This is a genomic window from Streptomyces sp. NPDC096105 (assembly GCF_044763335.1).
Taxonomy (GTDB): domain Bacteria; phylum Actinomycetota; class Actinomycetes; order Streptomycetales; family Streptomycetaceae; genus Streptomyces.
This window is the reverse complement of the sequence record NZ_JBIWGC010000010.1, coordinates 76,193-102,853: the sequence shown is the minus strand read 5'-3', so window position 1 is coordinate 102,853 and position 26,661 is coordinate 76,193. Positions and strand designations below refer to the sequence as shown.

Genomic DNA, 26,661 nt, shown 5'->3' with positions numbered 1-26,661 from the left:
GACGGCTCTGTTGTCCGGGGTCTCCTTGGCCAGGACGGCCCCGGTAGGACAGGATCGGCTCCCATGGACCTGCTGAACACGCTGGTGGACAAAGGGCTTCGACGCGAGACGCCGACACGGGCCGAGGCGCTGGCCGTCCTCGCGACGTCCGACGACGACCTGCTCGACGTGGTGGCCGCGGCCGGGAAGGTGCGCAGGCACTGGTTCGGCCGCCGGGTGAAACTCAACTATCTCGTCAACCTCAAGTCCGGCCTGTGCCCGGAGGACTGTTCCTACTGCTCCCAGCGGCTCGGTTCCAAGGCCGACATCCTCAAGTACACCTGGCTGAAGCCGGACGAGGCGTCCCGGGCGGCCGCCGCGGGTCTGGCCGGCGGCGCGAAGCGGGTGTGCCTGGTGGCCAGCGGGCGCGGCCCGACGGACCGGGACGTGGACCGGGTGTCCGACACCATCAGGGCGATCAAGGAGCAGAACCAGGACGTCGAGGTGTGCGCCTGCCTGGGCCTGCTCTCGGACGGCCAGGCGGAGCGGCTGCGCGAGGCGGGCGCGGACGCCTACAACCACAACCTCAACACGTCCGAGTCGACGTACGGGGAGATCACGACCACGCACACCTACGCCGACCGGGTCGACACGGTGCGCAAGGCGCACGCGGCCGGTCTGTCCGCCTGTTCCGGACTGATCGCGGGCATGGGCGAGACCGACGAGGACCTGGTCGACGTGGTGTTCTCGCTGCGCGAGCTGGACCCGGACTCGGTGCCGGTCAACTTCCTGATCCCGTTCGAGGGCACCCCGCTCGCCAAGGAGTGGAACCTCACCCCGCAGCGCTGCCTGCGCATCCTGGCGATGGTGCGGTTCGTCTGTCCGGACGTCGAGGTGCGGATCGCCGGCGGCCGCGAGGTCCATCTGCGCACGATGCAGCCGCTCGCGCTGCACCTGGCCAACTCGATCTTCCTCGGCGACTACCTCACCAGCGAGGGCCAGGCCGGCAAGGCGGACCTGGAGATGATCGCGGACGCCGGGTTCGAGGTGGAGGGCGCCGGAGAGGTCACCCTGCCCGGACACCGGACGGGTGCGGGGTGCGGCGCGCACGACGGGACCGGCTGCGGCACCCACGCGGGCGGCGGCTGCGGCTCCCACGAGAGCGGCGGCGTCTGCGGAACGGCCCCCTCCGGCACGTCCGCCCCCGCCGCCTCGGCGGACGAGCCGCGTCCCGACCTGGTGGCCGTGCGCCGCCGGGGCGCGGGAACGGACCTCGCGCCCAATGCCTGACACGTCCGTCGCCGCGCTGCTGGAGCTCGACCGGCGGCACGTGTGGCATCCGTACGGGCCCATGCCGGGGCGTCAGGAGCCGCTCGTCGTCGCGTCGGCGAGCGGTGTCCGGCTGACCCTCGCCGACGGGTCGGGCGAGCTGGTCGACGGCATGTCGTCCTGGTGGTCGGCGATCCACGGCTACAACCACCCGGTGCTCAACGAGGCCGCCCGTGACCAGCTCGGCCGGATGAGCCACGTGATGTTCGGCGGGCTCACGCACGAGCCCGCCGTACGGCTCGCGAAGCTCCTCGTCGACATGTCGCCGGACGGCCTGGAGCACGTCTTCCTGGCCGACTCGGGGTCGGTGTCGGTCGAGGTCGCGGTCAAGATGTGCCTGCAGTACTGGCGTTCGCTGGGCCGCCCCGAGAAGCGGCGGTTGCTCACCTGGCGGGGCGGCTACCACGGCGACACCTGGCACCCGATGTCGGTGTGCGACCCGGACGGCGGGATGCACGACCTGTGGTCCGGGGTGCTGCCGCGCCAGGTGTTCGCCGATGCCCCGCCCGGCCCGTACGAGGAGGGATACGCCGGCCACCTGCGGGAGCTGGTCGGGCGGCACGCCCGTGAACTGGCCGCGGTGATCGTGGAACCGGTGGTGCAGGGTGCGGGCGGGATGCGGTTCCACTCCCCCGCGTATCTGCGGGTGCTGCGGGAGGCGTGCGACGAGCACGACGTGCTGCTGGTCTTCGACGAGATCGCCACCGGGTTCGGCCGCACGGGCACGCTCTTCGCTGCGGAGCACGCGGCCGTGTCGCCGGACGTGATGTGTGTGGGCAAGGCGCTGACCGGCGGTTACCTCACGATGGCGGCGACCCTGTGCGCCTCGCGGGTGGCCGAGGGCATCTCGCGGGGCGAGGTGCCGGTGCTGGCGCACGGCCCGACCTTCATGGGCAACCCCCTGGCGGCGGCCGTGGCCTGCGCCTCCGTCGAGTTGCTGCTCGGGCAGGACTGGCGCGCGGAGGTCGAGCGCATCGAGTCGGGGCTGCGCGAAGGGCTGGCGGAGGCCGCCGGGCTGCCCGGGGTGCGGGACGTACGGGTGCTGGGAGCGATCGGGGTCGTCCAGCTCGATCACGACGTCGACCTGGCCGCGGCCACCCGGGCGGCGGTGCGGGAGGGCGTCTGGCTGCGGCCGTTCCGCGATCTGGTGTACACGATGCCGCCGTACGTCACGGGTGACACGGACGTCGCGCGGATCGCCCGCGCGGTGTGCGCGGCGGCGAAGGAGGGATGACATGCCGGTACTGGTGGTGACGGGCACGAACACCGAGGTGGGCAAGACCGTGGTGACGGCCGCGGTCGCCGCGACGGCGCTGGCGGGCGGCCGTTCGGTGGCGGTGCTCAAGGCCGCGCAGACGGGCGTGGGCCCGGACGAGCCCGGGGACGCGGCGGAGGCCGCGCGGCTCGCCGGGCCGGTCACACCGGCCGAGCTGGCCCGCTATCCCGAGCCGCTGGCGCCCGGCACGGCGGCCCGCCGGGCGGGCCGGGCGCCCGTGCACCCGCACGAGATCGCCGAAGGAGCCGCCAAGCTGGCCACCGAGCACGACCTGGTGCTGGTGGAGGGCGCGGGCGGCCTGCTGGTCCGGTTCGACGCGGCCGGCGGGACGCTGGCGGACGCGGCGGCCCTGCTGCGCGCGCCGGTCCTGGTGGTGGCGTCCGCCGCACTGGGCACCCTCAACGTCACGGAGCTGACGGTGCGGGAACTGCGCGGGCGCGGGCTGGAGCCGGTGGGGGTGGTGATCGGAAGCTGGCCGGCGGACCCCGGTCTGGCGGAGCGCTGCAACCTGCTGGACCTGCCGGACGTCACCGGCGTCCCGCTGCTGGGCGCCGTCCCCGAGGGCGCGGGACGCCTGGACCCGGCCGCCTTCCGGGCGGCCGCCCCGCACTGGCTCGCGCCCCGGCTCGAGGGCACCTGGGACGCGGAGGCGTTCCACACGCGCGAGGCGCCGGCCCGCACACGGTGATTCGCCGGGCGGGCCGACGGGGAGAATCGCCGTAGGCCCGACCCGGGGAGGTCCCGATGCAGGTGCGGTCCCCCCGCTCCGCGCAGGCGGTGCGGGATCCCGTGCACCACCCGGTCTTCGCCCGCTGGTACGCCCGCTGCAGCGCCGCCGCCGAGAGCCGCGGGATGGCGGACGTACGGCGCGGGCTGCTCCGCGGCCTGTCCGGGCGGGTGATCGAGGTCGGCGCGGGCAACGGCCTGAACTTCGCCCATTACCCGGGCACCGTCTCGGAGGTCGTCGCCATGGAGCCGGAGCGGGCGCTGCGCGCGCTGGCCGTGGAGGCGGCGCTGCGGGCGGGGATGCCGGTGGACGTGGCGCCCGGGGTGGCGGAGGCGCTGCCCGTCAAGAGCGAGGCGTTCGACGCGGCGGTGCTGTCGCTGGTGCTGTGCAGCGTGCGGGACGTGCGGCGGGCGCTCGCGGAGGTGCGGCGCGTGCTGCGGCCCGGTGGCGAGGTGCGGTTCTTCGAGCACGGCGCGGGCGGCGGGCGGGTCATGCGCGCGACCCAGCGGGCGCTGGACCGCACGGTGTGGCCGCCGCTGGCGGGCGGCTGCCATCTGTCCCGCGAGCCGGTCGGGGCGCTGCGCGAGGCGGGCTTCGAACTGGGCCCCTACCGGCGCATGACGATCCCCGGGAACGGGCCCGCGCTGCCGCAGTCGTTCTGCGTCGTCGGCACCGCGTGGCGGCCCCTCGCCGACGCGAGGGCCGAGGGCGGGTGATCAGGCGCACCAGCGGCGCAGTTCGGCCGCGATGGCGTCGACGTCCGCGTCTCCCGTCTTGACCAGGCGAGCCAGGTCGCGCACCTGTTCGGGCGAGGTGACGACCTTCAGCCCGCTGGCGACCAGGTAGGCGTACGCGACGGCGGAGGCGAAGAGCGCGTTGGAGCGCTCCAGCGCGGGGACGTGGATCAGCAGTTGGAGCAGCGCGGCGGCGCGGCTGTGCGGGGTGTCGTAGACGGGGACGTCGAATATCTCGGCGTCATGACGGGCGACGGCGGCGACGAGGGCGCCCCAGTCGGTGACCTGGGGGTCGCCGGGGGTCTGCCGCTCGGCGAGCATGAGCAGCCAGGCGAGGTCGATGCGTACGTGGTCCAAGGGTCAGCGGTGACCTTCGCGCACGCCCTCGCGGTCCCTGCCGAACTCCTCGGCGAAGACGCTCTCGTACTGCTTCATGAAGTCGGCGGCGGCCTCGACGAAGGCGCGTCCGGACTCGCCGGTGTCCTGCCGGACCAGCTCCTCGATGTAGCGGTTGACGCTGATGCCTCGCGCCAGGGCACGCTCCCGGGCCGCGCGGGCGGTGCCCTCGTCCACGCGCACGTTCAGCTGAGTCTTCGCCATACCTCGAAGCTAGCGCCGCGACGCTAGCAGCGGCAAGGGAGCCGGCGCGCGAGCTCACGTGTCCCTTACATCGGAGTCCGGGACCAGACCTGGGGCGGAGACGGTCCGGCACTCACGGGGGATGTCCCGGGCGCACCGGGCGGCCTTACCGTCGGCGCGACATGCTCGACCCGGTTGTCCACACCGAGGAGGCGGCCTTGTCCACACCCGCTGCGGAGCACGCCCCGGGCCTCGCGTCGGCCGACGGAACCGCGGCCCGCGCCCGCGGCCTGACCAAGGCGTACGGCTCGGGCGAGACGGCGGTGATCGCCCTCGACTCGGTGGACGTGGACATCGCACGCGGGCGCTTCACCGCCGTGATGGGGCCGTCGGGCTCCGGGAAGTCCACGCTGATGCACTGTCTGGCAGGGCTGGACACCGTCTCGGCCGGCCAGGTGTGGCTCGGCGACACCGAGATCACCGGGCTGAGGGACCGTGAGCTGACCCGGCTGCGGCGGGACCGCGTCGGGTTCATGTTCCAGTCGTTCAACCTGATCCCCACGCTGAACGCGCGGGAGAACATCACCCTGCCCATGGGCATCGCCGGACGGAAGCCCGACGAGGAGTGGCTGGACCGGGTCATCGACACGCTCGGTCTGCGCGACCGGCTGAAGCACCGGCCCGCGCAACTGTCGGGCGGCCAGCAGCAGCGGGTGGCCTGCGCGCGCGCCCTGGCCTCCCGGCCCGAGCTGATCTTCGCCGACGAGCCGACCGGCAACCTCGACTCGCGGGCCGGCCTCGAGGTGCTGGGCTTCCTGCGGGAGGCGGTGGACCGGCTCGGCCAGACGGTGGTCATGGTCACCCACGACCCCGGCGCCGCCGCCCACTCCGACCTGGTCCTGTTCCTGGCGGACGGCCGCATCGTGGACGAGATGCGACGGCCCACGGCGGAGTCGGTCCTGGAACGGATGAAGCGGTTCGACGTCGTGCGCGCGGCGACGGAGCCGGGCGCGTCCGGTGGCGGTGTCGCGTCGCCGGGCGGCGAGGAGGACTGACGCCTCGCTGAAGGCCACCCCGCACGCTTCCTCGCGCACCCGCCACGCTGACGGCCGGGCCGGCCCCGGCCGGCGGGGCGCCGGTGGCCGGCGCCCCGATGTCGCGGTCCCCCGATGTCGCGGCCCCCCGACGAGCAGGCCGACAAGACGCCGGGCGCGGGCTGCGTGATCCGGAACGCCGCCTTCATGCCGTTCCCGCCGGAGATCACCCGGCGCCGCGGGCGTCGCGGACGAACGTGCGGGAGGCCGTCGCCCATGAGTGCGCCACGCGCGCGGGCCCTTCGCGCGGCCGGTCCGCATCGTGGGACTCCGTGCTCACGGCCGGTCCGCCGTGCTGGGATCGGGCGTATGAGTGAACTGCCGAGCGCACTGCGGACCCGGGCCGCCGGCCCCGACGACCTCGACGCGGTGCTGGCCTTCTGGAAGACGTCCGCCGAGGGCACGAGCATCAGCGACGACCGGGGCGGCGTGGAGCGGCTGGTCGCCCGCGACCCCGGGGCGCTGATCCTCGCCGAGCGGGACGGCGAGCTGGTCGGCACGGTGATCGCGGGCTTCGACGGGTGGCGCTGCCACCTGTACCGCCTGGCGGTGCACCCGGAGCACCGCCGCCGGGGGATCGCCACGGCGCTGCTGGCCGCCGCCGAGGAGCGGTTCGTGACGCTCGGCGGGCGCCGCGCTGACGCGATGGTGCTGCAGCGCAACGAGACCGCCCATCATGCGTGGGCCGCGGCGGGGTATGCGGCGGAGGAACGGTGGCGGCGCTGGGTGAAGCCCCTGACCGGGTGATCCACGGTCCGCCGGCCGGACTTTGCCCATCCTTTGCCCGGTGAGGGCCACTCGGTCCTCCATGAAAGGTTGTGTCTCCGCCCGTGGGCCCGCCTCCGGTTGCCGACATCGCGCGTCCGATCCCGTCCTGTCCGACGATGGCACGGAGGTGACCCGATGACCGAAGTGCTCCTCCTGCTGGCGGCGATCCTGCTGTCGCTCCTGTGCGGGGTGTTCGTGGCCGCCGAGTTCTCCCTGACCACGGTCGAGCGCTCCGACCTGGAGCGGGCGGTGGAGCGCGGCGAGCGCGGCGCGGCCGGCGCGCTCAAGGCCGTCCGCAGCCTGACCTTCCAGCTCTCCGGGGCTCAGCTCGGCATCACCGTCACCAACCTGGTGGTCGGCATGCTGGCCGAGCCGTCGATCGCCGCGTTGATCACGGGCCCGCTGCGGGACATCGGCGTCTCCGGCTCCGTGGCGCGCTCGCTGGCGCTGGTGATCGGCACGGGCCTGTCGACGGTGTTCCTGATGGTGGTCGGCGAGCTGGTGCCGAAGAACTGGGCGATCTCCTCGCCGCTGGCGATTGCCAAGCGGGCGGGCAACGCGCAGCGCTGGTTCAGCGCCGCGTTCCGCCCGTTCATCACCCATCTGAACAACTCGGCCAACCGGATGGTGCGCCGCATCGGACTGGAGCCGGCCGAGGAGCTGGAGTCCGCGCGCAGCCCGCAGGAGCTGGCCGCGCTGGCCCGGCACTCCGCCAAGGAGGGCGCCCTGGAGCCGGACACCGCGGAGCTGTTCGTCCGCACACTGAACCTCGCCGGCCTGACCGCGGAGAACGTGATGACGCCCCGCGTCCAGGTCATCGCCCTGGAGGAGAGCGCGACCTGCGAGGACGTGGCGAACGCGACCCGGGCGACCGGGCTGTCCCGGTTCCCCGTCTACCGCGGGACGCTGGACTCGGTCGTCGGCACGGCGCACGTCAAGGACGTGCTCGCGCTGCCCGCCGGGCGCCGCCCCGAGGTGCCCGTGTCGGAGCTGATGCGCGAACCGCTGCTGGTGCCCGGGTCGCTCACCGTCGACCGGCTGCTGGACCGGCTGTCCGGCCGCCGCACCATGGCGGTCGTCATCGACGAGTACGGCGGCACGGCGGGGGTGGCCACCCTGGAGGACATCGTGGAGGAGGTCGTCGGCGAGGTCATCGACGAGCACGACCCGCACGAGACGCCCGACCTGGCCCGCACCGGCACCGACGAGGCGGGCCGCGAGCTGTTCTCCGCCGACGGCTCCGCGCGCCTGGACCAGCTGGCGCGGGCCGGGCTGCGCGCCCCCGAGGGGCCGTACGAGACGCTGGCCGGCCTGGTGGCCGCCGAGCTGGGCCGGATCCCGGAGGCCGGAGACTCCCTCGAGGTGGCCGGCTGGCGGCTGGAGGTCGCGGACGCCTCCGGCCGCCGCGCGGCGCGCGTGCTGCTGCGCGCGCCCCGCGACGACGCCCGGACCGCACGGCCGGACGGTGACGGATCCGCGTCCGCCGGCGTCCACGACGACCCGGGGGCCCGCCGATGACCGCCGTGCAACTGCTGATCGGCCTGGCCACCCTGGTCGCCAACGCCTTCTTCGTCGGCGCGGAGTTCGCCCTGATCTCGGTGCGCCGCAGCCAGATCGAGCCGTACGCCGACGAGGGCGACCGGCGCGCCAAGCGGGTGCTGTGGGGCCTGGAGCACGTGTCCCAGCTGCTGGCGGCCGCGCAGCTGGGCATCACGCTGTGCACCCTGGTCCTCGGCATCGTCGCCGAGCCGGCCATCGCCCATCTGCTGGAACCGGTGTTCCACGCGGTGGGCTTCCCCGAGGGTGCCGGGCACGCGGTGTCCTTCGTGATCGCGCTGACCCTCGCCACGTACCTGCACATGCTGCTCGGGGAGATGGTGCCGAAGAACATCGCGCTCGCGGAGCCGGTGCGCAGCGCGCTGATGCTGGGTCCGCCGCTGGTGGCGCTGTCCCGCGCGCTGCGCCCGGTGATCTTCACCGTGAACGCCTTCGCGAACACGCTGCTGAGGCTGTTGCGGGTGGAGACGCGGGACGAGGTGGCCGCGTCCTTCTCGGACGCCGAGCTGGCGCAGATCGTGAAGGACTCCGGCGAGGCGGGCCTGATCGACGACCGGGCCCGTGAGCGGCTCAACGACGCGCTGGAGCTGGGCCGTCGTCCGGTGCGGGACGTGGTGATGCCGCTGGAGCGGGTGGTCTACGCGCGCCTGGGCGTCACGCCGGAGGAGCTGGAGCGGCTCGCGGCGGAGTCCGGTTTCTCGCGGTTCCCGGTGGTGGACGAGCAACGGCGGATCGTCGGCTATCTGCACGTCAAGGACGCTTTGGACGCCTCGCCGCGGGACATGCCGTTCCGGCTGCGGGACATGCGGCCCATCGCCCGGATCCGGGAGAACACGCCGATGGACGACGTGCTCACCGCGATGCGGGGCAGCCGGGCGCATCTGGCGGCCGTGCTCGGGACGGACGGGCGGCTGGCGGGGCTGGTGACGATGGAGGACGTGCTGCGGGAGCTGTTCGGGCAGCGGACCTGAGCGGTTCCCCCGGACGCGGGAAGCCGGCCTTCCGGGCGCGAGGGAGCCGGGTTCTTCCGGACGTGTGGGAGCCGGCCTCTCCCGCGGCCGGCAAGGCGACCGACCAACGGGTATGTGCCAGGGGCTACCATTCCTGTCGCCATGCAGACGAACCCCACTCCCAGCGTCCCCGCCCACACCAGCCTCGTCGCTCTGGGCGACTCCTTCACCGAAGGCATGTCGGACCTGCTGCCCGACGGCACCTACCGCGGCTGGGCGGACCTGCTCGCCGCCCGGATGGCGGCCGCGGCACCCGGTTTCCGGTACGCCAACCTCGCGGTGCGCGGCAAGCTGATCCAGCAGATCGTCGACGAGCAGGTGGACCGGGCGGCCGCCATGGGGGCCGACGTGATCACCCTGGTCGGCGGCCTCAACGACACCCTGCGCCCCAAGTGCGACATGGGGCGGGTACGGGACCTGCTCACCGAGGCCGTCGAGCGGCTGGCCCCGAACTGCAAGCGGCTCGTCCTCATGCGCAGCCCCGGCCGCCGCGGACCCGTGCTGGAGCGCTTCCGCCCCCGCATGGAGGCGCTGTTCGCCTGCATCGACGAGCTCGCCGCGCGGCACGACGCGCTGGTGGTCGACCTGTACGCGGCGCCCGCTCTGGGCGACCCCCGGCTGTGGGACGTGGACCGGCTGCACCTGACCGCCGAGGGGCACCGCAGGGTCGCGGAGGCGGTGTGGCAGACGCTCGGCTACCCGGCGGAGGACCCCGAGTGGCATCTGCCCCCGGAGGCGACGCTGCCGCCGCACTGGGTGGCGCGGCGGGTCGCGGACGCCCGGTTCGCCCGGCAGCACCTGCTGCCGTGGATCGGCCGCCGGCTCACCGGCCGCTCCTCGGGCGACGGCCTGCCGCCCAAGCGCCCGGAGCTGCTGCCGTACGAGACGGCGTAGCCGCTCCCTCGTACGTTCCTCCAGGTCACCCCGCGGCGCGGGCCTGCACGAATCGCCAGTAGACTCCCTGTACGTGACTGCTGCGCCCGCCAAGCCCCGTATCCCGAACGTCCTCGCCGGACGCTACGCCTCCGCCGAGCTCGCCACGCTCTGGTCGCCCGAGCAGAAGGTGAGGCTCGAGCGGCAGCTCTGGCTCGCCGTGCTGCGGGCCCAGAAGGACCTCGGGATCGAGGTGCCCGACGCGGCGATCGCCGACTACGAGCGCGTCCTCGACACCGTCGACCTGGCCTCGGTCGCCGAGCGCGAGAAGGTCACCCGCCACGACGTGAAGGCGCGGATCGAGGAGTTCAACGACCTCGCCGGGCATGAGCACGTGCACAAGGGCATGACCTCCCGCGACCTCACCGAGAACGTCGAGCAGCTGCAGGTCCGGCTGTCGCTGGAGCTGATGCGGGACCGCACGGTGGCCGTGCTGGCCCGCCTCGGCAAGCTCGCCGGGGAGTACGGCGAGCTGGTCATGGCCGGCCGCTCGCACAACGTGGCCGCGCAGGCCACCACCCTCGGCAAGCGGTTCGCGACCGCCGCCGACGAGCTGCTGGTGGCGTACGGGCGGCTGGAGGAGCTGCTGGGCCGCTACCCGCTGCGCGGCGTCAAGGGCCCGGTCGGCACCGCGCAGGACATGCTGGACCTGCTCGGCGGGGACGCCGCCAAGCTGGCCGAGCTGGAGCGGCGGGTCGCCGGCCACCTGGGCTTCTCCCAGGCGTTCACCAGCGTCGGCCAGGTCTACCCGCGTTCCCTGGACTACGAGGTCGTCACCGCGCTGGTGCAGCTGGCCGCCGCGCCGTCCTCGCTGGCGAAGACGATCCGGCTGATGGCGGGGCACGAGCTGGTCACCGAGGGCTTCAAGCCCGGCCAGGTCGGCTCGTCCGCGATGCCGCACAAGATGAACACGCGCTCCTGCGAGCGGGTCAACGGCCTGATGGTCGTCCTGCGCGGCTACGCCTCGATGACCGGTGAGCTGGCGGGCGACCAGTGGAACGAGGGCGACGTGTCCTGCTCGGTGGTGCGCCGGGTCGCGCTGCCGGACGCCTTCTTCGCGCTCGACGGCCTGCTGGAGACGTTCCTGACCGTGCTCGACGAGTTCGGCGCCTTCCCGGCGGTCGTGGCCCGCGAGCTGGACCGCTACCTGCCGTTCCTCGCCACCACCAAGGTGCTCATGGGCGCGGTCCGCGCGGGTGTCGGCCGTGAAGCCGCCCACGAGGCGATCAAGGAGAACGCCGTGGCCACCGCGCTCGCCATGCGGGAGCAGGGTGCCGAGCGCAACGACCTGCTCGACAAGCTCGCCGCCGACGAGCGGCTGCCGTTGGACCGCGCCGGTCTTGAGGCGCTGATGGCGGACAAGCTGTCCTTCACCGGCGCCGCGAGCGATCAGGTCGCCACCGTGGTCGCCCGGATCGAGGAGATCGTGAAGCAGCACCCGGAGGCCGCCGGCTACACCCCCGGGGCGATCCTCTGAGGCGCTTCACCCGGGAGGAGCTGGAGGCCGCCCGCGACCGTCTCGTGCCGGACCTGGTCGCGGACGGTCTGCGGGTGCTGTTCTGCGGCATCAACCCGGGCCTGATGACGGCCGCGACGGGCCACCACTTCGCCCGCCCCGGCAACCGCTTCTGGCCCGCCCTGCACCGCTCCGGTTTCACCCCGCGACAGCTGCCGCCGTCGGAGCAGCACGAGCTGCTGTCGTACGGGCTCGGCATCACCAACGTGGTGGCGCGGGCGACCGCGCGGGCCGACGAGCTGACCGCCGAGGAGTACCGGGAGGGCGGGCGGGAGCTCGCGGTGAAGGTGGCCCGGCTGCGTCCGCGCTGGCTGGCCGTGCTGGGCGTGACCGCGTACCGCGTGGCGTTCGACGACCGCACGGCGAAGGTCGGGCCGCAGACGCGGACGATCGGCGAGTCCCGGGTGTGGGTGCTGCCCAACCCCAGCGGGCTGAACGCGCACTGGACGCCGACGACGCTCGCGGAGGAGTTCGCGCGGCTGCGGGAGGCGGCGGAGCAGGAGTGACGGCCCCTCGGGGAGGGGCCGCCCCCCGGGGCGAGGCCGTCTGCGTGACCACGGCCGGCGACCGCACCGCGTCGCCCGCCTCCCGGTCGGCGAGCGCGACCGCGGCCCAGCGGCCGGTCCCCCGCACCTCCCGCAGCCGGGCGACGCCCGCGTGGTGACCGGGCCGGGCCCACGGCTCGGGTGTCCCCTCCCGCTCCCCGCGCAGTCGCACCGTCCGCGGGCGGTACGGACCGGTGTCGCCCCGGCGGGAGGCGAGCAGTTCGTACACCGCGTCGCGGGCCTTCTCGAACCGGTCCACCGTCGCCGCCCGGCTCGCCGGACCGAGGTCCGGGCGGTCGCCGGACTCCGGCACGGCGACGTGGTGGCCCGGTCCCGGGAGGCCGACGTCCGGCGGGCCGTGCTCCGCCGGGAAGGGACGGAAGCACAGCTCGTCGACGAGGGCGACGTGCCGGGCGAGGTCCACGGCTCCGGCCGGCCCCGCCGCCACGGGCAGTGGCGGCGGGGCCGGCCGGTGACCTCTCAGGCGTCGTACCGCCGCAGCCGCCACGCCCCGGCCAGCAGGGCGGCGGCCGTCCAGCACGCGGTGACGGCGAGTCCCGCCCAGGGGCCGAGCGTTCCGTCGGGCACGCTGCGCAGCACCGACTGGCCGGCGCGGTCCGGCATGAAGTCGACCACGGTGCCGAGCGCGTCGCCGATCACGAAGGACACGATCAGGATGAACGGGATCAGCACCGACAGGGTGGCCACCCCGCTGCGCAGCAGCGTCGCCAGTCCGGCCGCGAACAGGGCCATGAGCGTGAGGTAGACGGCGCCGCCGAGCACGCCGCGGACCTGGTCGGCCGTGCTCAGGCCGTCGGCGGCGTCGCCCAGTCCGGCCAGACCCGCGAGGAGCGCCGCCAGGGACGTCACCAGGGCCACCAGCAGGACGACGACGGCGACGGCGGCCGCCTTGGCGGCGAACCACAGGCCGCGACGCGGCACCGCCGTCAGCGACAGCCGCACGGCGGCGCCCTCGCGGTACTCCGCCGACACGGCCAGGGAGCCGAAGGCGATGGCGGCGATCTGCCCCAGGGTGGTGCCGGACAGGGCGGTGAGCAGCGGGTCGGCGCCGGGGTCCTCGGGGTCCATGCCCGCCAGCGCGGAGAACGCGGTGGTCACCGCGAACAGCACGAACAGGGTCGCGAGCAGCGAGCGGACGGTGCGGATCTTGAGCCACTCGGAGCGGAACACGGGGGTGAACGGCACGGTCAGGCCTCCTGGGGCTGGGCGGCGAAGTCGGTCTCGGCGGCGGTCAGATCCAGGTAGGCCTGCTCCAGCGTGCCCTGGTCGGCGGTGAGTTCGAGGAGCGGCACCCCCTCGGCGGAGGCGAGGCGTCCGATGTCGTCCACGCGCGCGTCGGGCACGGTCCAGTGGCCGTCGGGGTGGCGTACGGCCTGGTGGCCGTGGCGGGCCAGGGCGCCCTCCAGCGCGTCCGGGTCGGAGCTGCGCACCCGCACGGCGGGCCGCACGCGCGCGTCGATGAACTCCCGCATGGAGGTGTCGGCGAGCAGCCGGCCCCGGCCGAGGACGACGAGGTGGTCGGCGAACACGGCGGTCTCGTTCATCAGGTGACTGGACACCAGCACGGTCCGCCCCTCGTCCGCGAGCCGGCGCAGCAGGCCGCGGATCCACACGATGCCCTCCGGGTCGAGGCCGTTGGACGGCTCGTCGAGCATCACCACCTCCGGGTCCCCGAGCAGCGCGGCGGCGATGCCGAGCCGCTGCCGCATGCCGAGCGAGTACGTCCGCACCCGGCGGCGGGCCGCCGGGCCCAGCCCGGTCTCCTCCAGCACCTCGTCCACCCGGCGGTCCGGGATGCGATGGGTCGCCGCCAGGACGCGCAGATGGTCACGGCCGGTGCGGGCCCCGTGCGCGGCGCCGGCGTCGAGCAACGCGCCCACCCTTCGCAGGGGTTCGCGCAGGCTCGCGTACGGGTGACCGCCGAGGGTGGCCGAGCCGGAGGTGGGGTGGTCCAGGCCGAGCACCAGGCGCATGGTGGTGGACTTGCCGGCGCCGTTGGGGCCGAGGAAGCCGGTGACCCGGCCCGGGGGCACGGTGAAGGTGAGGTCGTCGACGGCTCGTCCGGTGCCGTACTCCTTGGTGAGGTCGCGGACGTCGATGCTGGTCATGCCCCCAGCGTGGCCGCCGCACGGGGGTGCGGTCCTCCCCCGGGCGCGGGGACCGTCTCCCCCGTGCGGGGGAGGCGGCCCCACGGGGGCGCTGGCACGATGGCGCGGTGAACCGTTTGCTGCGCCCGCTGCGGAACGGGGTGACGTACACCCGCTTGCTGCACCTGTGGGTGCCGGCGCTGCCGTTCAGCGTGTGGATCCTCGTCCACCCGAGCACACCGTGGGCGCCGACCCTCGTGCTGGTCCCGCTGGGGCTGGTCGCCGTGGTGCGCAAGGGCGAGGGCGTGCAGGCCCGGTTGCTGCTCACCCCCGGCGAGGCGGACCCGGGGATCTCCGAGGAGCCGTCGGCCTGCTGGCAGGACCGGGCGCGCACCTCGCTGTGGATGCTGGTGCGCATCCTCCTGTCCACGGCGACGGGCATCGTCACGGTGTGGCTGCCCCTGCTGGCCGTCTCCCTGGCACAACTGGCCGCCGGCACGGTGCCCGCCGGGGTGCCGGTGCTGGAGGACGCCCCGCACCACTGGGCCTACGCCCTGCTCGTCCCGCTCCCCCTCGTGCTGCTGTACGCGGCGCTCGTGGGGATCGGGGCGCTCGTCACGGCCGCCGCGCGCCGTCTGCTCGGCCCCTCACCTGCCGAACGGCTCGCCGCGCTGGAGGCGCGGACGGAGCAGTTGCTGGAGCGCACCCGCATCGCGCGCGAGCTGCACGACTCCATCGGGCACGCGCTGACCGTGGCCGTCGTGCAGGCGGGGGCCGCCCGCGCGGCGTCCAGCCCGGAGTTCACCGAACGCGCCCTGACGGCCATCGAGGAGACCGGCCGGGCCGCCCTGGAGGACCTGGAGCGGGTGCTCGGCGTGCTGCGCGAGTCGGAGCGGCCCACGAGGGCCCGGCCGACGCTCACCGACGCCGACCGGCTGCTGGAGTCCGCGCGGGCCTCCGGGGCGGCGGTCGACGCCGAGGTCACCGGGCCGCTGGAGACCCTGCCGGGCCCTGTCTCCCGCGAGGGCTACCGCATCCTCCAGGAGGCGCTGACCAACGTGCTCAGACACGCGGGCGCGGTGCCGGCCCGGGTCCGGGTGGCCGCCGCGGACGGCCTGCTCACCCTGGAGGTGCGCAACCCGCTGCCCGACGACCGGCCCGCCCCCGGCCGCGGCAGCGGGCTGCGCGGGATACGGGAGCGGGCGGCGCTGCTGGGCGGCCGGGCGCGCACCGGCCCGGACGGCGACGGCGACTGGCGGGTGCGGGTCGAACTGCCCCTGGGCTGATCTACGCTGGGCGGATGCCGGTCAGAGTGCTCCTCGTGGACGACGAACCCCTGGTGCGCGCCGGGCTCCGGGCCGTGCTGGAGGCGCAGCCGGACATCGAGGTCGCCGGGGAGGCCGCCGACGGGGCCGCGGTGATCCCGCTGGTGCGGCAGTTGCGGCCGGACGTGGTCGCCATGGACGTACGGATGCCGCTGCTGGACGGCATCGAGGCCACGCGCGCATTGCTGCGGACGGTGCCCGACCCGCCGAGGATCCTCGTGGTGACCACCTTCGAGAACGACGAGTACGTGTACGAGGCGCTGCGCGCCGGGGCCGACGGGTTCCTGCTGAAACGGGCCCGGCCCGCGGAGATCGTGCACGCGGTGCGCCTGATCGCCGAGGGCGAGTCGCTGCTGTTCCCCGCCTCGGTCCGGCAGCTGGCGGCCGAGTACGGCAACGGCGGCGGGAACCGTGCGGCCCGCGCCGGGCTGGAGCGCGCCCGGCTGACCGAACGGGAGGGCGAGGTGCTGCGGCTGATGGCGCGTGGACTGTCGAACGCGGAGATCGCCGCGCGGCTCGTGGTCGGCACCGAGACGGTGAAATCGCACGTGAGCTCCGTGCTGGCGAAGCTGGGGGCGCGGGACCGGACGCAGGCGGTGATCACGGCGTACGAGTCGGGGTTCGTGGCGCCGGGCTGAGCGGGCCGCGTCGGGACCGGGTGCGCCGCCCGGTGGTCGCCCGGGTGCGCCGCGCCGAGTACGATCCGCCCAACACGCGCACGAGCTGGGAGGACGGACGGTGGGTCGGCTGACCGGCGGGGATCCCTCGCTGCTGCGGAGGATCAACTCCGCCGTGGTGCTGCACGCGTTGCGGGCCACGGACTGCGCGACGCTGACCGAGGTGACCCGGGTGACGGGGCTGTCCCGGCCGACCGTCGAGGGCGTCGTGGAGGGTCTGATCGAGGCGGGCCTGGTCGTGGAGGCGGCGGCCGACGAGGGCGCCGCACGGCGTCAGGGCCGCCCGGCGCGGCGGTTCCGCTTCCGGGCGGAGGCGGGGCACCTGCTGGGCCTGGAGATCGGTGTGCACCGGGTGGCCGCGCTGCTGGCGGACCTGGACGGCCGGGTGATCGGCGCGGAGGTGCGGGACGTGGACGAGACGGTCGACGCCGACGAGCGGCTCGACCGGGGGCGGACGGCCGTCGCGGAGCTGCTGCGGCGGACCGGGGTGGCGCGCGGCTCGCTGCGTGCGGTCGGCGTGGGCACGCCGGGGATCGTCGACGCGGACGGCACGGTGCGGCTGGGAACGGCGCTGCCCGGCTGGACGGGGCTGAGCCTCGGCGCGCGGCTCAGTCGCTCCTTCACCTGCCCGGTGCTGGTGGAGAACGACGCGAACGCGGCGGTGGTCGCGGAGCACTGGAAGGGCTCGGCGAAGGGCCGCGACGACGTGGTGTTCGTGCTGGCCGGGCTGAGCCCGGGGGCCGGTTCGCTGATCGGGGGACGGCTGCACCGCGGGTACGGCGGGGCGGCCGGCGAGATCGGGGCGCTGCACCTGCTGGGCCGTGAGGCGACGCCGGAGACGCTGCTGTCCACCACGGACGAGCCGCTGCACCCGCTGGACGAGCAGGCCGTCGCCCAGGTGTTCGCGCGGGCCCGCGAGGGCGACCAGCGGGCCCTGGCGGCGATGGACCGGTTCATCCGGCGGCTGGTCCACGACGTGGCGGCACTGGTGCTGGCGCTCGACCCGGAACTGGTCGTGATCGGGGGCTGGGCGGCCGGGCTGGACGGGGTCCTGGAGCCGCTGCGGCGCGAGCTGGCCCGCTACTGCCTGCGCCCGCCGGAGGTCACCCTGTCGCTGCTGGGCGAGGCGGCGGTGGCGACGGGCGCGGTGCGGCTGGCGCTCGACCATGTCGAGGAGCAGCTCTTCGCCGTGGAGGGCACGGTGACGGCCCGCCGCTGACGGGCGCGCGCCGCGGGGCGGGCCCCGCGGCGCGTCGCCGGTCCGTCGGAAGGCCCGGCGCTCAGGACGCCTGGCGCTGCGGGCCGTGGTGTATCTCGACACCGCCGAAGTCGCCGAAGGTCAGGCGGCAGGTGTCCGCGCGGTAGGTGGCCACCGAGAGGGCCGCGGTGCGGCCGCGGGCGAGGTAGCGGGTGGTCACGACGAGGACGGGGGCGCCGGGCAGGCGGTCCAGTTCCTTCGCCTCGTCCGCGCCGGCCGAGCCGAGCTCCACGGCGTTCTCCTGGCGCTCCAGGGTCAGGTGCTGCAGTTCGCGCAGCACCGCGCGGGCGCGCGCCGCGCCGGAGGGGGCGTCGATGCCGGAGAGGTCGGGCACCGAGGCGGCCGGGATGTACAGCAGCTCGGACGCGACGGGCTGGCCGCGGGAGACGCGGGAACGCCGCACGATGTGCACGGCCTCGTCGCCGGCGGTCACCAGGCGTTCGGCGAGCGCGGCGGGCGGCACCTCGAACCGGCAGTCCACGGTGTGCCACGCGTCGTCCGGGCCGCCGGGCCAGGCGTGCTGCTCGCTGCCGACGGAGACGCCCATGCGCGGCGGGGCGACGGTGGTGCCCACCCCGCGGCGGCGCTGCAGCCTGCCTTCCAGTTCGAGCTGTTCCAGGGCCTGCCGGAGCGTGGCGCGCGCGACGCCGAAGCGGGCGGCCAGGTCGCGCTCGTTGGGCAGGATCTCACCGACGGCGAACTCCGAGTCCAGCGCCTCGCTGAGCACGGTCTTCAGATGCCAGTACTTCGGTTCCGGCACCGATTCCAGCTGCGTGGTCCCCACCCTGTCCTCCACGATCGCCGTGTCCGGCGGCGTTTTGACGCCCTTGTTTATTAAAGGTTGTTTCACTTCTACGCGACGATAAGGGGGCCACCGGACTTGGTCAATACCAATCGGCGCCACGCGGCGCGCGCACGGCGGACCGGTCGCCGCCGGACCGGTCGCCGCCGGACCGGCGCAGCCCCGCGTCCCGCACGGCGTCCTCCGGTGTAGGTTCCGAACTGACTCGTCGTCTGGCGTCGTGCTGACCTGCGGTTCTGGGCGGCTGTCCAGACGGTCCGTCGGCGGATTCGTCCAGCTGACTTGTCGAATTCCTAGGGCGTCCTTGCCCGGATAGGCGACACCGACAGATCGCTTGACGGCTGACCTGTGGGTTGGGGTGCCGGTAAGAACCCTGTCACCAGCCGCAAACGGCGTTACGTCTACTCCGTTCCGCCGGGTTGCGTATCGGAAGTTCCCGCAGGCTGAAGTTCACGATCAAGGTTCTCTCAGCCTCTTCTCTGCACAAGACTCGGTCCGGGGGCGCACCCGGCATCAGGGGAAGGCAGGGGATGGACACGACCACGATCGTGATCACCATCGGCTTGGTCATTAGCGCCAAGGCGTTCGCGTTGTGGGGGCTCTGGTTGCGCCTGTGCTGGCGGTCGCGCCGTGAGCAGTACCGCCACGACTACCTTCTGGGTATCGCGGAGAAGGTGGTGGCCGGCAGCCGGGTGGAGCTCGACGACCAGGACGGTGACGGTCACCGGTTGCGGGTGAGCATCTCCCGCGCAGAGGGGCACAAGGAGGATGCGGCAGCGTGAGTGTCCACCAACCGGGGGACGGCCCTGAACACCCCGCCGTCGCACCCGCGACACGGGACCAGCCGGACCTGCGGCACGACTTACGGCAAGCGAAGGACGAGGCGTTCAGCGCCTTCTACCGCGCCACGATCCGCTCCTTGGTGGGGTTCTTGGTCAACCAGGGCGCCAGCGTGCACGTCGCGGCGGACATTGCCCAGGACACCATGCTCTCCGCCTACAAGCGCTGGGACAGCATCGATCAACCCCGGGCATGGGTGCATACGGTCGCCTCCCGCGCGCTGCTCCGCAGGATCGCATCCTGCGAGGAGCAGCCCGTGGAAGAGGTCCCGGAGCCGACGTCACTACTGGCCGACCCGGACGCGATCGCGGCCTGGGAAGCCCGCCACGACCTGCTGCCCCTGCTGCGCAGCCTGCCGCCTCGGCAGCGCCAGGTTCTGGCCTGGGCCCTTTCCGGCTTCACCCCCGGCGACATCGCCGAACAACTCGGCATGAGCGACGACGCCGTACGCGCCAGCCTCTACAAAGCCCGCCGCGCTGTGGCAGAAGCAATCAAGGCACGGGAGGAGGGACAGTGACCGACCACCCCACGCACGACTACGACGACCAGGCCGTCAGCAATCGGCTCGGCCGGCACCAGCACACCCTGGACAACGTCCTCGATATCGAAGCCGGCCTGCGGGAAATTCTCATCCATTCCCGCCACGACACCGCCGTCAACGCCCTCGGCACCGTTCTGAACACCGAAGCCGGGCTGGCTGGCATCCTCCCATGGCCACCACAGCCCCAGGCCTCCTCCGACACATCCGGCACACACCGCCACCCCCGGGCAGGGGACTTCCTTCCCGCACTTAGCCCCGCAGACCGCATGGCCCTACGCAAGCACCCGGACGTCAAAGCAGCGCAACGCGCCCTCGCCCGCACTCTCGACCGCGCCCGCGACCTCCCCCTCGACCTCGCCCTCGACCTTGCCCTCGCCCTCGACCGCGACCTCGACCTCCCCCTCGACCTCGACCTGGACCGCGCACGCGCACGCGCCTGCGACCTCGCCCGCGCCCTCGACCTCGCCCTCGACCGCGACCTCGACCTCGACCACGCCCGCGCCCTTGACCACGCCCGCGCACGCGCACGCGACCTGGACCGCGCACGCGCACGCGCCTGCGACCTCGCCCGCGCCCTCGACCACGCCCGCGACCACGCCCGCGACCTCGCCCGCGACCTCGCCCGCGCCCTCGACCACGCCCGCGACCTCGACCTCGACCTCGACCGCGACCTCGACGCCTTCATCGAGATCCGTACCAATGAGGTTTGCCGGGCCATCGGCTCGGTCCTACGGCAAGACCCCCCTGTACTCGATGCCGCATCGGTGCCCACGCTCCTGGACGACTTCACCCATGACGACCTGCGCGACACTGACCTGAGGGGCATCGACTTCAGCGGAGTGCATTGGTCGCAACGCACCCAATGGCCCCCGGTCGTAGACATCGAAGCCCTCAAAGCCCGCTCGGACGAGACGCCGCCTGGAAGCGGAATCTGGATCGTCCGGTCCGGAACCACAACCGTTCGAGACTTCGCCGATCTGACATGAGAAGTCTCAGGTCAGCGCGCGGTGTGTTCAGGCACTGCAGGGCAAGCGAAGTCCCGGAGTAGATCCGTCGTTTGCGGCTGGTGACAGGGTTCTTGCCGGAACCCCGAGTTTCCGTTCTGAGGCGACAGCTCGACGACGGAACGGCCGGACAACCACATCTGTAAACGGAACCTACATCCGGGCCGGCCGCCCTCCCCGGCCGGCGGGCGTGCGGGTCTACCCGTCGGTAGCAATTGCTGACAAGCTGTCTACGACGTCGGGCGCGACGTCCCTTCCGCGCATCCGTTCCGCGAGTCCGACCGAGGAGCACCTCATGCCCGCGACCGTCACCTACAAGGTCACCTCCCCCCGAGGCCCGCAGGCCGTGACCCTGTCCTACGCGCGCGTGGGACGCGGGGCGCCGCTGCTTCTGCTGCACGGCATCGGCCATCACCGGCAGGCCTGGGACCCGGTGGTGGACATCCTGGCCACCGAGCGCGAGGTGATCGCCGTGGACCTGCCGGGCTTCGGCGCCTCGCCCGCCCTGCCCGACGGCCTCGACCACGACCTGCCCACCATGACCGCCGCCCTCGCCGGCCTGTGCGAGGCGCTGGAACTGGACCGGCCGCACGTCGCCGGCAACTCCCTCGGCGGTCTGCTGGCCCTGGAGCTCGGGCGGGCGCGGCTGGTCCGGTCGGTGACGGCGCTGTCACCCGCGGGCTTCTGGACGCAGGCCGAGCGGACGTACGCCTTCGCCGTGCTGTCCGCCATGCGCGGGATCGCGGAGCGGATGCCGGAACGGCTGGTCGGGAGCCTGGCCCGGTCCGCGGCCGGGCGGGCGGCCCTGACCAGCACGATCTACGCCCGCCCCGGGCGCCGCGCTCCCGAGGCGGTGGTCGCCGAGACGCGTGCGCTGGCCGAGGCGCCCGGTTTCGCCCGCACCCTGCGGGCGGGCGGCGCCGTGCGGTTCACCGAGGATGTGCCGGGTGTGCCGGTGACGGTCGCCTGGGGGTCGCGGGACCGTCTGCTGATTCCGCGGCAGGGCGTGCGCGCGAAGCGGGTCATTCCGCGGGCGCGGTTGGTTCGGCTGCCCGGGTGCGGGCACGTGCCGATGAACGACGATCCGGCGCTGGTGGCGCGGGTGCTGCTGGACGGCAGTCGCTGAAGGCGTGCCGGGGGTGCGCGGGACGCGGGGCCGGTGGGCTTGACGCGCGGTTCCCCGCGCCCCTGAGGGGCGTTGTTCATCCGCGGTTCGTGCGTGTGCCGTCGCGTTGGCGTAGGTGTGGGGGCGCACACTGACCGGATTCCGGACCCGGAGGCGTATTCATGGCACACCGTCCGTTCCCCGCACGTCGTTCCGTGCTGAAGGGCTCGCTGGCCGCTTCGGCGGGGCTGGCCCTGCCCGCGCTGGGCTCCGCGCCCGCCTTCGCCCGGTCGGGACGTCCGGCGGCCGAGTGGGGCGTCCAGACGGGGGAGGTCACCCGTGACTCCGCGTTGGTGTGGGTGCGGTCGGACCGTCCGGCGCGGATGATCGTCGAGACCTCGGCCACGGAGTCCTTCCGCACCGTCCGCCGCCTGCACGGCCCGTTGGTCGGTCCCGGCACCGACTTCACCGGCACCGCCCGGCTGCGCGGGCTGCCCCCGGGCGAGCAGATCCACTACCGGGTGCTGCTGGCCGACCCCGACGACCCGCGCCGTACGAGCGCGCCGGTCGCCGGCGCCTTCCGTACCGTGCCGGACCGGCGCCGGGACGGGGTGCGGTTCGTGTGGTCGGGCGACCTGGCGGGACAGGGCTGGGGCATCAGCCCGGCGTTCGGCGGCTACCGCATCTTCGACGCGATGGCCCGGCTCGACCCGGACTTCTTCCTGTTCAGCGGGGACACCGTTTACGCCGACGGTCCCATCGCGGCGACCGCCGAACTGCCGGACGGCAGCCTCTGGCGGAACATCACCACCGAGGAGAAGTCCAAGGTCGCGGAGACCCTCGCGGAGTTCCGCGGCAACTTCCGCTACAACCTGCTGGACGAACACCTGCGCCGGTTCAACGCCCGCGTCCCGTCCGTCGTCCAGTGGGACGACCACGAGGTGCGCAACAACTGGTACCCGGGGCAGCGGATCGCGGACACGGACACCCGGTACACCGAGAAGAGCGTCGACGTGCTGGCGGCCCGCGCCCGGCGGGCGTTCGGCGAGTACTTCCCCGGGTCCACGCCGCGGCCCGGCGCCCGGGAGGGCCGGATGTACCGGGTGCTGCGGCAGGGTCCGCTGCTCGACGTGTTCGTGCTGGACATGCGGACGTACCGGAACCCCAACTCGCCCGGCGACCAGGCCACCGACCCGCAGGGCATCCTGGGCCGGGAGCAACTGGACTGGCTGAAGCGGGAACTGGCGCGGTCGCGCGCGGTGTGGAAGGTGATCGCCGCCGACATGCCGATCGGCCTGATCGTGCCCGACACCACCGAGGGGCGCCCGCACGTCGAGGCGGTGGCGCAGGGCGACCCGGGGGCGCCGCTGGGACGCGAGCTGCAGATCGCCGAACTGCTGCGGTTCGTCAAGCACCGGCGGATCACCGGCACGGTGTGGCTGACGGCCGACGTGCACCACACCTCGGCGCAGCACTACCAGCCCTCGCGGGCGGCGTTCGGCGATTTCGAGCCGTTCTGGGAGTTCGTCTCCGGACCGCTCAACGCGGGCGCGTTCCCGGCCTCGGAGCTGGACGCGACATTCGGTCCGGAGCGGGTGTGGGTGAAGGCGCCCACCGCCTCCAACGTCTCCCCCGCCGGGGGCTACCAGTTCTTCGGCGAGGTGGACATCGACGGCGGCAGCGGCGAACTGACCGTGCGGCTGCGGGACATGGACGGCGCGGTGCTGTTCAGGAAGACGCTGCAGCCGGGACTCGTCGGTCAGTAACGCTGCATTCCGGACAGAAGCGCGCTTTACCCGTCAGTCACAGTACGTTCGTGATCACGAAACACGATTCCTTCACAGTGACCGCATGAGTCGAGACATGTCCGAAGTGACGAACGACCGCGCCGGAGGGCGCGCGCCCCGCCGCTGGAACCCGCTGGTCCGTGCCGCGCGCTGCGGGGAGGCCCTGCACGCGTGGCGGACACGCCGCCACGGCCACGCGCCGCCGGCGCACGATACCGGCGCTCCGCCGCCCCCCGGGCCGGCGGCGGCCGGGAGCGTGCTGTGGCGGATGCGGACGACCGTGCGGGACGAGCCGGGCGCGCTCGCGACCCTGTGCACGGCGCTGGCCGAACGGCGGGTCGACATCCTCAGCCTGCAGACGCACCCGCTGGGCGCGCACACCGTCGACGAGTTCCTGCTGCGCGTGCCGGCCGGTACGGATCTCACCGCGGCGGTGGCGGCGGGCGGGGGCACGGACACCTGGACCGAGCGGGCCGACGCCCACGACCTGGTGGACGGCCCGACCCGGATGCTCGGGCTGGCCGCCCGCACCGCGACCGACGCGTCCGAACTGCCGCTGGTGCTGCGCCAGTTGCTGGGGCGCTGCACGATCCGCTCCCAGCCCGCCGCGGCGGCCGGCACCGCGGCGGCCGTGCCTCCGGAGGGCGTCCTGGAGGGCACCGTGATCCGGCTGCGCGACCCGGAGGGGGGTGTGATCACGGCGGAGCGGCCGTACCTGCCGTTCACACCGACGGAGTTCGCCCGTGCCCGGGCGCTGGTGGAGCTGGACGCCCGGCTCGGTCCGCGGCTGCCACGCGGCCGTGACGTGCTGGCGCTGTCCGAGGGCGGTCACGTCTCCGTGCGCCGGGCGGACACCACCGACCTGCAGGCCGCGCGGGAGATGCACGAGCGGTGCTCCACCGAGACGCTGCGGCGCCGGTACCACGGGCCCGTGGGCGACGCGAGCCGCTACCTCGACCACCTGCTCAGCCCGCGCTTCGGCCGCACGCTCGCCGCGCAGACCGCCTCCGGCCGCATCGTCGCCCTCGGCCATCTGCTGTGGGACGGCGACGAGACCGAGGTGGCGCTGATCGTCGAGGACGCGTGGCAGCGGCGGGGCATCGGCGCGGAGCTGCTGTCCCGGCTGGTGGACATGGCGGTCGAGGCGGGCTGCGCCCACGTGTACGCCGTGACGCAGGCGTCCAACACGGGCATGGTCGCCGCGATGCGCGGCCTGGGCCTCCCTCTCGACTACCAGATCGAGGAGGGCACCCTGGTCATCACCGCCGGCCTGGACCCCGCCCCGGCCCAGAGCACCCCGGCGCCCGGCGAGAGGGTCACCCGCCCCTGACTCCCGACGGCGGAGGACGGCCCGGCACACGCTGTGTGCCGGGCCGTCCTCCGTCCGCGCGGGCCGTCTCCGCGGCAGCGGCCCTAGCCCTGGGCCATGGCCTCCGTCCGGGCGGGCCGGCCGGCCGGCGCGCCCAGGGCCTGGTCGAGGTCGGTCCAGAGGTCCTCGACGTCCTCCAGGCCGACCGAGAGGCGCAGCAGGCGGTCGGAGACGCCCGCGTCCCTGCGGTCGTCGGCGTCGACGATGCGGTGGCTGATGGACGCCGGGTGCTGGATGAGGGAGTCCACGCTGCCGAGGCTCACCGCCGGGGTGATCAGGCGGACGCCGGCGATCACCGCGTGCGGGTCGCCGTGGACCTCGAACGAGACCATCGCGCCGCCGATGGCCGGGTAGTGCACCCGGGCCACGCGCGGGTCCGCGGCCAGGCGGGCGGCGAGCTCGGCGGCGTTCGCGGACGCCGCCCCGACCCGGACCGGCAGGGTCGACAGGCCGCGCAGCAGCAGGTAGCCGGCCAGCGGGTGCAGCACCCCGCCGGTGGCGAACCGCACCTGCCGCAGCCGCCCGGCGAACTCCTCGTCGCAGGCCACCACGCCCGCCAGCACGTCACCGTGCCCGCCGAGGTACTTGGTGGCGCTGTGCAGCACCAGCCGCGCCCCGTGCTCGGCCGGACGCTGGAGGACCGGCGTGGCGAAGGTGTTGTCGACGAGCAGCGGCACCGAGCCGCAGGCGTGGGCGACCGCCCGCAGGTCGATCTCGGCCAGCGTGGGGTTGGCGGGCGACTCCACCAGCACCAGGCCGGTGTCCGGACGGAGCGCGTCGGCGACCCCCGCCGGATCGGTCCAGGTGACCTCGGAGCCGAGCAGCCCGGCGGTCAGCAGATGGTCGCTGCACCCGTACAGCGGCCGTACGGCGACGACGTGCCGCAGGCCCATCGAGCCGCGGACCAGCAGGACGGCGCTGAGCGCGGCCATGCCGCTGGCGAAGGCGACCGCCGACTCGGTGCCCTCCAGGCGGGCGAGGGCGGTCTCGAAGCGGGCGACCGTGGGGTTGCCGAGCCGCCCGTAGACGGGCGGGCCGTCGGGTTCGGCGCCGGTCGTGGCGAAGGCGTCGACGCGGGCGGCCTCGGCCCGGCTGTCGTACGAGGGGTAGGTGGTGGACAGGTCGATCGGCGGAGCGTGCAGTCCGAGTCCGGCGAGGTCGTCCCGGCCGGCGTGCACGGCCTCGGTGGCGAGTGCTCTGGTGGTGCGTCGCGTGTCCATGCCGTTGTCCATGGCGCCCAGGGTGAACACCGGCCGGTTCTGTGCGGCCGGTCCCCGTGCTACGTTCGGCCGGTGGCCGAATCTGTCGTACTGGATCCGGTGGATCTCCATCTGCTGCGGCTGTTGCAGAACGACGCCCGGACGACGTACCGGGATCTCGCCGCGCAGGTCGGGGTCGCACCGTCGACCTGTCTGGACCGGGTGACCCGCCTGCGGCGCTCCGGCGTGATCCTCGGGCACCGTCTGCGACTGGACCCGGCCAAGCTCGGCCGGGGCCTGCAGGCGTTGCTGTCGGTGCAGGTGAGACCGCACCGGCGGGAGCTGGTGGGGCCGTTCGTGGAGCGGATCCGGGCGCTGCCGGAGTCGCTGACGGTGTTCCATCTGACCGGCCCCGACGACTATCTGGTGCATGTCGCGGTCGCCGGCATGACGGACCTGCAGCGGCTGGTGCTGGACGAGTTCACCGCCCGGCGGGAGGTGGCGCGGGTGGAGACGCGGCTGATCTTCCAGCAGTGGGACTGCGGGCCGGTCATGCCGCCTTCGCCCTCGGCTCAATCCGCGTGACGTGCCGCGGCCGC

General features: G+C 74.0%; 27 protein-coding genes and 1 pseudogene. 21 read left to right on the top strand and 7 right to left on the bottom strand.

The features are described from left to right. The first annotated feature begins 63 nt into the window (after positions 1 to 63). The 4 genes from bioB to ACIQ8B_RS18015 are packed head-to-tail and all read left to right on the top strand — an operon-like array spanning position 64 to position 4,027. Positions 64 to 1,269: a biotin synthase BioB gene (gene bioB, locus ACIQ8B_RS18030; protein ID WP_106415295.1), complete on the top strand. Its 1,206-nt coding sequence runs from the start codon at positions 64 to 66 to the stop codon at positions 1,267 to 1,269. Next, a complete protein-coding gene (locus tag ACIQ8B_RS18025) occupies positions 1,262 to 2,542 on the top strand; it encodes an adenosylmethionine--8-amino-7-oxononanoate transaminase (protein ID WP_403547874.1) in 1,281 nt (426 codons plus the stop codon). Before bioB ends, ACIQ8B_RS18025 begins: the two co-directional genes overlap by 8 nt. 1 nt (position 2,543) lies before the next feature. Continuing rightward, positions 2,544 to 3,272, top strand: a complete 729-nt coding sequence (bioD, locus tag ACIQ8B_RS18020) for a dethiobiotin synthase (protein ID WP_403547872.1) — start codon at positions 2,544 to 2,546, stop codon at positions 3,270 to 3,272. A gap of 56 nt (positions 3,273 to 3,328) precedes the next feature. Next, on the top strand, positions 3,329 to 4,027 hold the full coding sequence (locus ACIQ8B_RS18015) for a class I SAM-dependent methyltransferase (RefSeq protein ID WP_403547870.1): 699 nt from the start codon (positions 3,329 to 3,331) through the stop codon (positions 4,025 to 4,027). Here ACIQ8B_RS18015 and ACIQ8B_RS18010 read toward each other — a convergent pair whose 3' ends face one another. Both ACIQ8B_RS18010 and ACIQ8B_RS18005 read right to left on the bottom strand, forming a co-directional pair. Continuing rightward, on the bottom strand, positions 4,028 to 4,402 hold the full coding sequence (locus ACIQ8B_RS18010) for a fic family toxin-antitoxin system, toxin component (protein WP_106415291.1): 375 nt from the start codon (positions 4,400 to 4,402) through the stop codon (positions 4,028 to 4,030). Between the two features lie 3 nt (positions 4,403 to 4,405). Beyond that, positions 4,406 to 4,645, bottom strand: coding sequence for a toxin-antitoxin system HicB family antitoxin (locus ACIQ8B_RS18005; RefSeq protein WP_365417180.1), 240 nt, complete (start codon positions 4,643 to 4,645; stop codon positions 4,406 to 4,408). Between the two features lie 197 nt (positions 4,646 to 4,842). Here ACIQ8B_RS18005 and ACIQ8B_RS18000 point away from each other — a divergent pair, with 197 nt between their 5' ends. The 7 genes from ACIQ8B_RS18000 to mug all read left to right on the top strand — a co-directional run bounded on the left by ACIQ8B_RS18000 (position 4,843) and on the right by mug (position 12,008). After that, positions 4,843 to 5,679, top strand: coding sequence for an ABC transporter ATP-binding protein (locus tag ACIQ8B_RS18000; RefSeq protein ID WP_403548084.1), 837 nt, complete (start codon positions 4,843 to 4,845; stop codon positions 5,677 to 5,679). A 348-nt stretch (positions 5,680 to 6,027) separates the two neighbouring features. After that, positions 6,028 to 6,465, top strand: coding sequence for a GNAT family N-acetyltransferase (locus ACIQ8B_RS17995; RefSeq protein ID WP_403547868.1), 438 nt, complete (start codon positions 6,028 to 6,030; stop codon positions 6,463 to 6,465). A 156-nt stretch (positions 6,466 to 6,621) separates the two neighbouring features. After that, positions 6,622 to 8,004, top strand: a complete 1,383-nt coding sequence (locus ACIQ8B_RS17990; RefSeq protein ID WP_290009163.1) for a hemolysin family protein — start codon at positions 6,622 to 6,624, stop codon at positions 8,002 to 8,004. Then, on the top strand, positions 8,001 to 9,014 hold the full coding sequence (locus ACIQ8B_RS17985; RefSeq protein ID WP_290009161.1) for a hemolysin family protein: 1,014 nt from the start codon (positions 8,001 to 8,003) through the stop codon (positions 9,012 to 9,014). The genes ACIQ8B_RS17990 and ACIQ8B_RS17985 overlap by 4 nt, the downstream gene beginning before the upstream one ends. Positions 9,015 to 9,155: 141 nt before the next feature. Then, complete coding sequence (locus tag ACIQ8B_RS17980; protein ID WP_403547865.1) at positions 9,156 to 9,947, top strand: SGNH/GDSL hydrolase family protein; 792 nt, start codon at positions 9,156 to 9,158, stop codon at positions 9,945 to 9,947. Between the two features lie 73 nt (positions 9,948 to 10,020). Then, on the top strand, positions 10,021 to 11,463 hold the full coding sequence (gene purB / locus ACIQ8B_RS17975; RefSeq protein WP_403547863.1) for an adenylosuccinate lyase: 1,443 nt from the start codon (positions 10,021 to 10,023) through the stop codon (positions 11,461 to 11,463). Positions 11,464 to 11,507: 44 nt separating this feature from the next. Beyond that, positions 11,508 to 12,008 carry a G/U mismatch-specific DNA glycosylase gene (mug, locus tag ACIQ8B_RS17970; protein WP_106415284.1) on the top strand — a complete coding sequence of 167 codons (501 nt, stop codon included), beginning with the start codon at positions 11,508 to 11,510 and terminating at the stop codon, positions 12,006 to 12,008. 28 nt (positions 12,009 to 12,036) lie between these two features. On the opposite strand, the pseudogene ACIQ8B_RS17965 reads toward mug, so the two are convergent. The 3 genes and pseudogenes from ACIQ8B_RS17965 to ACIQ8B_RS17955 all read right to left on the bottom strand — a co-directional run. Beyond that, positions 12,037 to 12,471, bottom strand: a pseudogene (locus ACIQ8B_RS17965) (hypothetical protein); the annotation flags it as partial. A gap of 56 nt (positions 12,472 to 12,527) precedes the next feature. Then, entirely contained in the window at positions 12,528 to 13,253 is a 726-nt protein-coding gene (locus ACIQ8B_RS17960) for an ABC transporter permease (protein WP_403547860.1), read from the bottom strand. 2 nt (positions 13,254 to 13,255) lie between these two features. Then, positions 13,256 to 14,176, bottom strand: coding sequence for an ABC transporter ATP-binding protein (locus tag ACIQ8B_RS17955; RefSeq protein ID WP_403547858.1), 921 nt, complete (start codon positions 14,174 to 14,176; stop codon positions 13,256 to 13,258). A 107-nt stretch (positions 14,177 to 14,283) separates the two neighbouring features. On the opposite strand from ACIQ8B_RS17955, the gene ACIQ8B_RS17950 reads away from it, so the two are divergent. The 3 genes from ACIQ8B_RS17950 (at position 14,284) to ACIQ8B_RS17940 (ending at position 17,376) form a co-directional block, all read left to right on the top strand. Beyond that, a complete protein-coding gene (locus ACIQ8B_RS17950; protein WP_403547856.1) occupies positions 14,284 to 15,441 on the top strand; it encodes a sensor histidine kinase in 1,158 nt (385 codons plus the stop codon). Positions 15,442 to 15,455: 14 nt separating this feature from the next. Next, positions 15,456 to 16,118, top strand: coding sequence for a response regulator (locus tag ACIQ8B_RS17945; RefSeq protein ID WP_403547854.1), 663 nt, complete (start codon positions 15,456 to 15,458; stop codon positions 16,116 to 16,118). 100 nt (positions 16,119 to 16,218) lie between these two features. Then, positions 16,219 to 17,376: an ROK family transcriptional regulator gene (locus ACIQ8B_RS17940; protein ID WP_290009146.1), complete on the top strand. Its 1,158-nt coding sequence runs from the start codon at positions 16,219 to 16,221 to the stop codon at positions 17,374 to 17,376. Between the two features lie 61 nt (positions 17,377 to 17,437). Here the strand turns inward: ACIQ8B_RS17940 and ACIQ8B_RS17935 are convergent, their stop codons facing one another. Then, entirely contained in the window at positions 17,438 to 18,199 is a 762-nt protein-coding gene (locus tag ACIQ8B_RS17935) for a GntR family transcriptional regulator (protein ID WP_403547852.1), read from the bottom strand. Between the two features lie 548 nt (positions 18,200 to 18,747). On the opposite strand from ACIQ8B_RS17935, the gene ACIQ8B_RS17930 reads away from it, so the two are divergent. The 6 genes from ACIQ8B_RS17930 to ACIQ8B_RS17905 all read left to right on the top strand — a co-directional run bounded on the left by ACIQ8B_RS17930 (position 18,748) and on the right by ACIQ8B_RS17905 (position 24,824). Further along, positions 18,748 to 18,999 carry a hypothetical protein gene (locus tag ACIQ8B_RS17930; protein WP_403547850.1) on the top strand — a complete coding sequence of 84 codons (252 nt, stop codon included), beginning with the start codon at positions 18,748 to 18,750 and terminating at the stop codon, positions 18,997 to 18,999. Beyond that, positions 18,996 to 19,574, top strand: a complete 579-nt coding sequence (locus ACIQ8B_RS17925; protein ID WP_403547848.1) for an RNA polymerase sigma factor — start codon at positions 18,996 to 18,998, stop codon at positions 19,572 to 19,574. The genes ACIQ8B_RS17930 and ACIQ8B_RS17925 overlap by 4 nt, the downstream gene beginning before the upstream one ends. Further along, positions 19,571 to 20,584: a hypothetical protein gene (locus ACIQ8B_RS17920; RefSeq protein ID WP_403547846.1), complete on the top strand. Its 1,014-nt coding sequence runs from the start codon at positions 19,571 to 19,573 to the stop codon at positions 20,582 to 20,584. The genes ACIQ8B_RS17925 and ACIQ8B_RS17920 overlap by 4 nt, the downstream gene beginning before the upstream one ends. 313 nt (positions 20,585 to 20,897) lie before the next feature. Further along, on the top strand, positions 20,898 to 21,728 hold the full coding sequence (locus ACIQ8B_RS17915) for an alpha/beta fold hydrolase (protein ID WP_290009145.1): 831 nt from the start codon (positions 20,898 to 20,900) through the stop codon (positions 21,726 to 21,728). A gap of 161 nt (positions 21,729 to 21,889) precedes the next feature. Beyond that, positions 21,890 to 23,473 carry an alkaline phosphatase D family protein gene (locus tag ACIQ8B_RS17910; RefSeq protein ID WP_403547843.1) on the top strand — a complete coding sequence of 528 codons (1,584 nt, stop codon included), beginning with the start codon at positions 21,890 to 21,892 and terminating at the stop codon, positions 23,471 to 23,473. 97 nt (positions 23,474 to 23,570) lie between these two features. After that, positions 23,571 to 24,824: a GNAT family N-acetyltransferase gene (locus ACIQ8B_RS17905; protein WP_403547841.1), complete on the top strand. Its 1,254-nt coding sequence runs from the start codon at positions 23,571 to 23,573 to the stop codon at positions 24,822 to 24,824. A gap of 83 nt (positions 24,825 to 24,907) precedes the next feature. Here the strand turns inward: ACIQ8B_RS17905 and ACIQ8B_RS17900 are convergent, their stop codons facing one another. Further along, the gene (locus ACIQ8B_RS17900) at positions 24,908 to 26,095 is read right to left on the bottom strand and encodes a trans-sulfuration enzyme family protein (protein WP_403547839.1); all 1,188 of its coding nucleotides are present in this window, start codon (positions 26,093 to 26,095) and stop codon (positions 24,908 to 24,910) included. 60 nt (positions 26,096 to 26,155) lie between these two features. On the opposite strand from ACIQ8B_RS17900, the gene ACIQ8B_RS17895 reads away from it, so the two are divergent. Further along, positions 26,156 to 26,647: an Lrp/AsnC family transcriptional regulator gene (locus ACIQ8B_RS17895; RefSeq protein WP_403547836.1), complete on the top strand. Its 492-nt coding sequence runs from the start codon at positions 26,156 to 26,158 to the stop codon at positions 26,645 to 26,647. The last annotated feature ends 14 nt before the right edge of the window (positions 26,648 to 26,661 follow it).

Excerpts from the sequence above, each read along its gene's own strand:
- ACIQ8B_RS18005 (WP_365417180.1), bottom strand. The coding sequence starts at position 4,645 with ATGGCGAAGACTCAGCTGAACGTGCGCGTGGACGAGGGCACCGCCCGC.
- ACIQ8B_RS17900 (WP_403547839.1), bottom strand. The coding sequence starts at position 26,095 with ATGGACAACGGCATGGACACGCGACGCACCACCAGAGCACTCGCCACC.
- ACIQ8B_RS17930 (WP_403547850.1), top strand. The coding sequence starts at position 18,748 with ATGGACACGACCACGATCGTGATCACCATCGGCTTGGTCATTAGCGCC.
- ACIQ8B_RS17905 (WP_403547841.1), top strand. The coding sequence starts at position 23,571 with ATGTCCGAAGTGACGAACGACCGCGCCGGAGGGCGCGCGCCCCGCCGC.
- ACIQ8B_RS18015 (WP_403547870.1), top strand. The coding sequence starts at position 3,329 with ATGCAGGTGCGGTCCCCCCGCTCCGCGCAGGCGGTGCGGGATCCCGTG.
- ACIQ8B_RS17990 (WP_290009163.1), top strand. The coding sequence starts at position 6,622 with ATGACCGAAGTGCTCCTCCTGCTGGCGGCGATCCTGCTGTCGCTCCTG.
- ACIQ8B_RS17915 (WP_290009145.1), top strand. The coding sequence starts at position 20,898 with ATGCCCGCGACCGTCACCTACAAGGTCACCTCCCCCCGAGGCCCGCAG.
- ACIQ8B_RS17980 (WP_403547865.1), top strand. The coding sequence starts at position 9,156 with ATGCAGACGAACCCCACTCCCAGCGTCCCCGCCCACACCAGCCTCGTC.
- ACIQ8B_RS17995 (WP_403547868.1), top strand. The coding sequence starts at position 6,028 with ATGAGTGAACTGCCGAGCGCACTGCGGACCCGGGCCGCCGGCCCCGAC.
- bioB (WP_106415295.1), top strand. The coding sequence starts at position 64 with ATGGACCTGCTGAACACGCTGGTGGACAAAGGGCTTCGACGCGAGACG.
- ACIQ8B_RS17985 (WP_290009161.1), top strand. The coding sequence starts at position 8,001 with ATGACCGCCGTGCAACTGCTGATCGGCCTGGCCACCCTGGTCGCCAAC.
- ACIQ8B_RS17955 (WP_403547858.1), bottom strand. The coding sequence starts at position 14,176 with ATGACCAGCATCGACGTCCGCGACCTCACCAAGGAGTACGGCACCGGA.
- ACIQ8B_RS18025 (WP_403547874.1), top strand. The coding sequence starts at position 1,262 with ATGCCTGACACGTCCGTCGCCGCGCTGCTGGAGCTCGACCGGCGGCAC.
- ACIQ8B_RS17910 (WP_403547843.1), top strand. The coding sequence starts at position 21,890 with ATGGCACACCGTCCGTTCCCCGCACGTCGTTCCGTGCTGAAGGGCTCG.
- ACIQ8B_RS17945 (WP_403547854.1), top strand. The coding sequence starts at position 15,456 with ATGCCGGTCAGAGTGCTCCTCGTGGACGACGAACCCCTGGTGCGCGCC.
- bioD (WP_403547872.1), top strand. The coding sequence starts at position 2,544 with ATGCCGGTACTGGTGGTGACGGGCACGAACACCGAGGTGGGCAAGACC.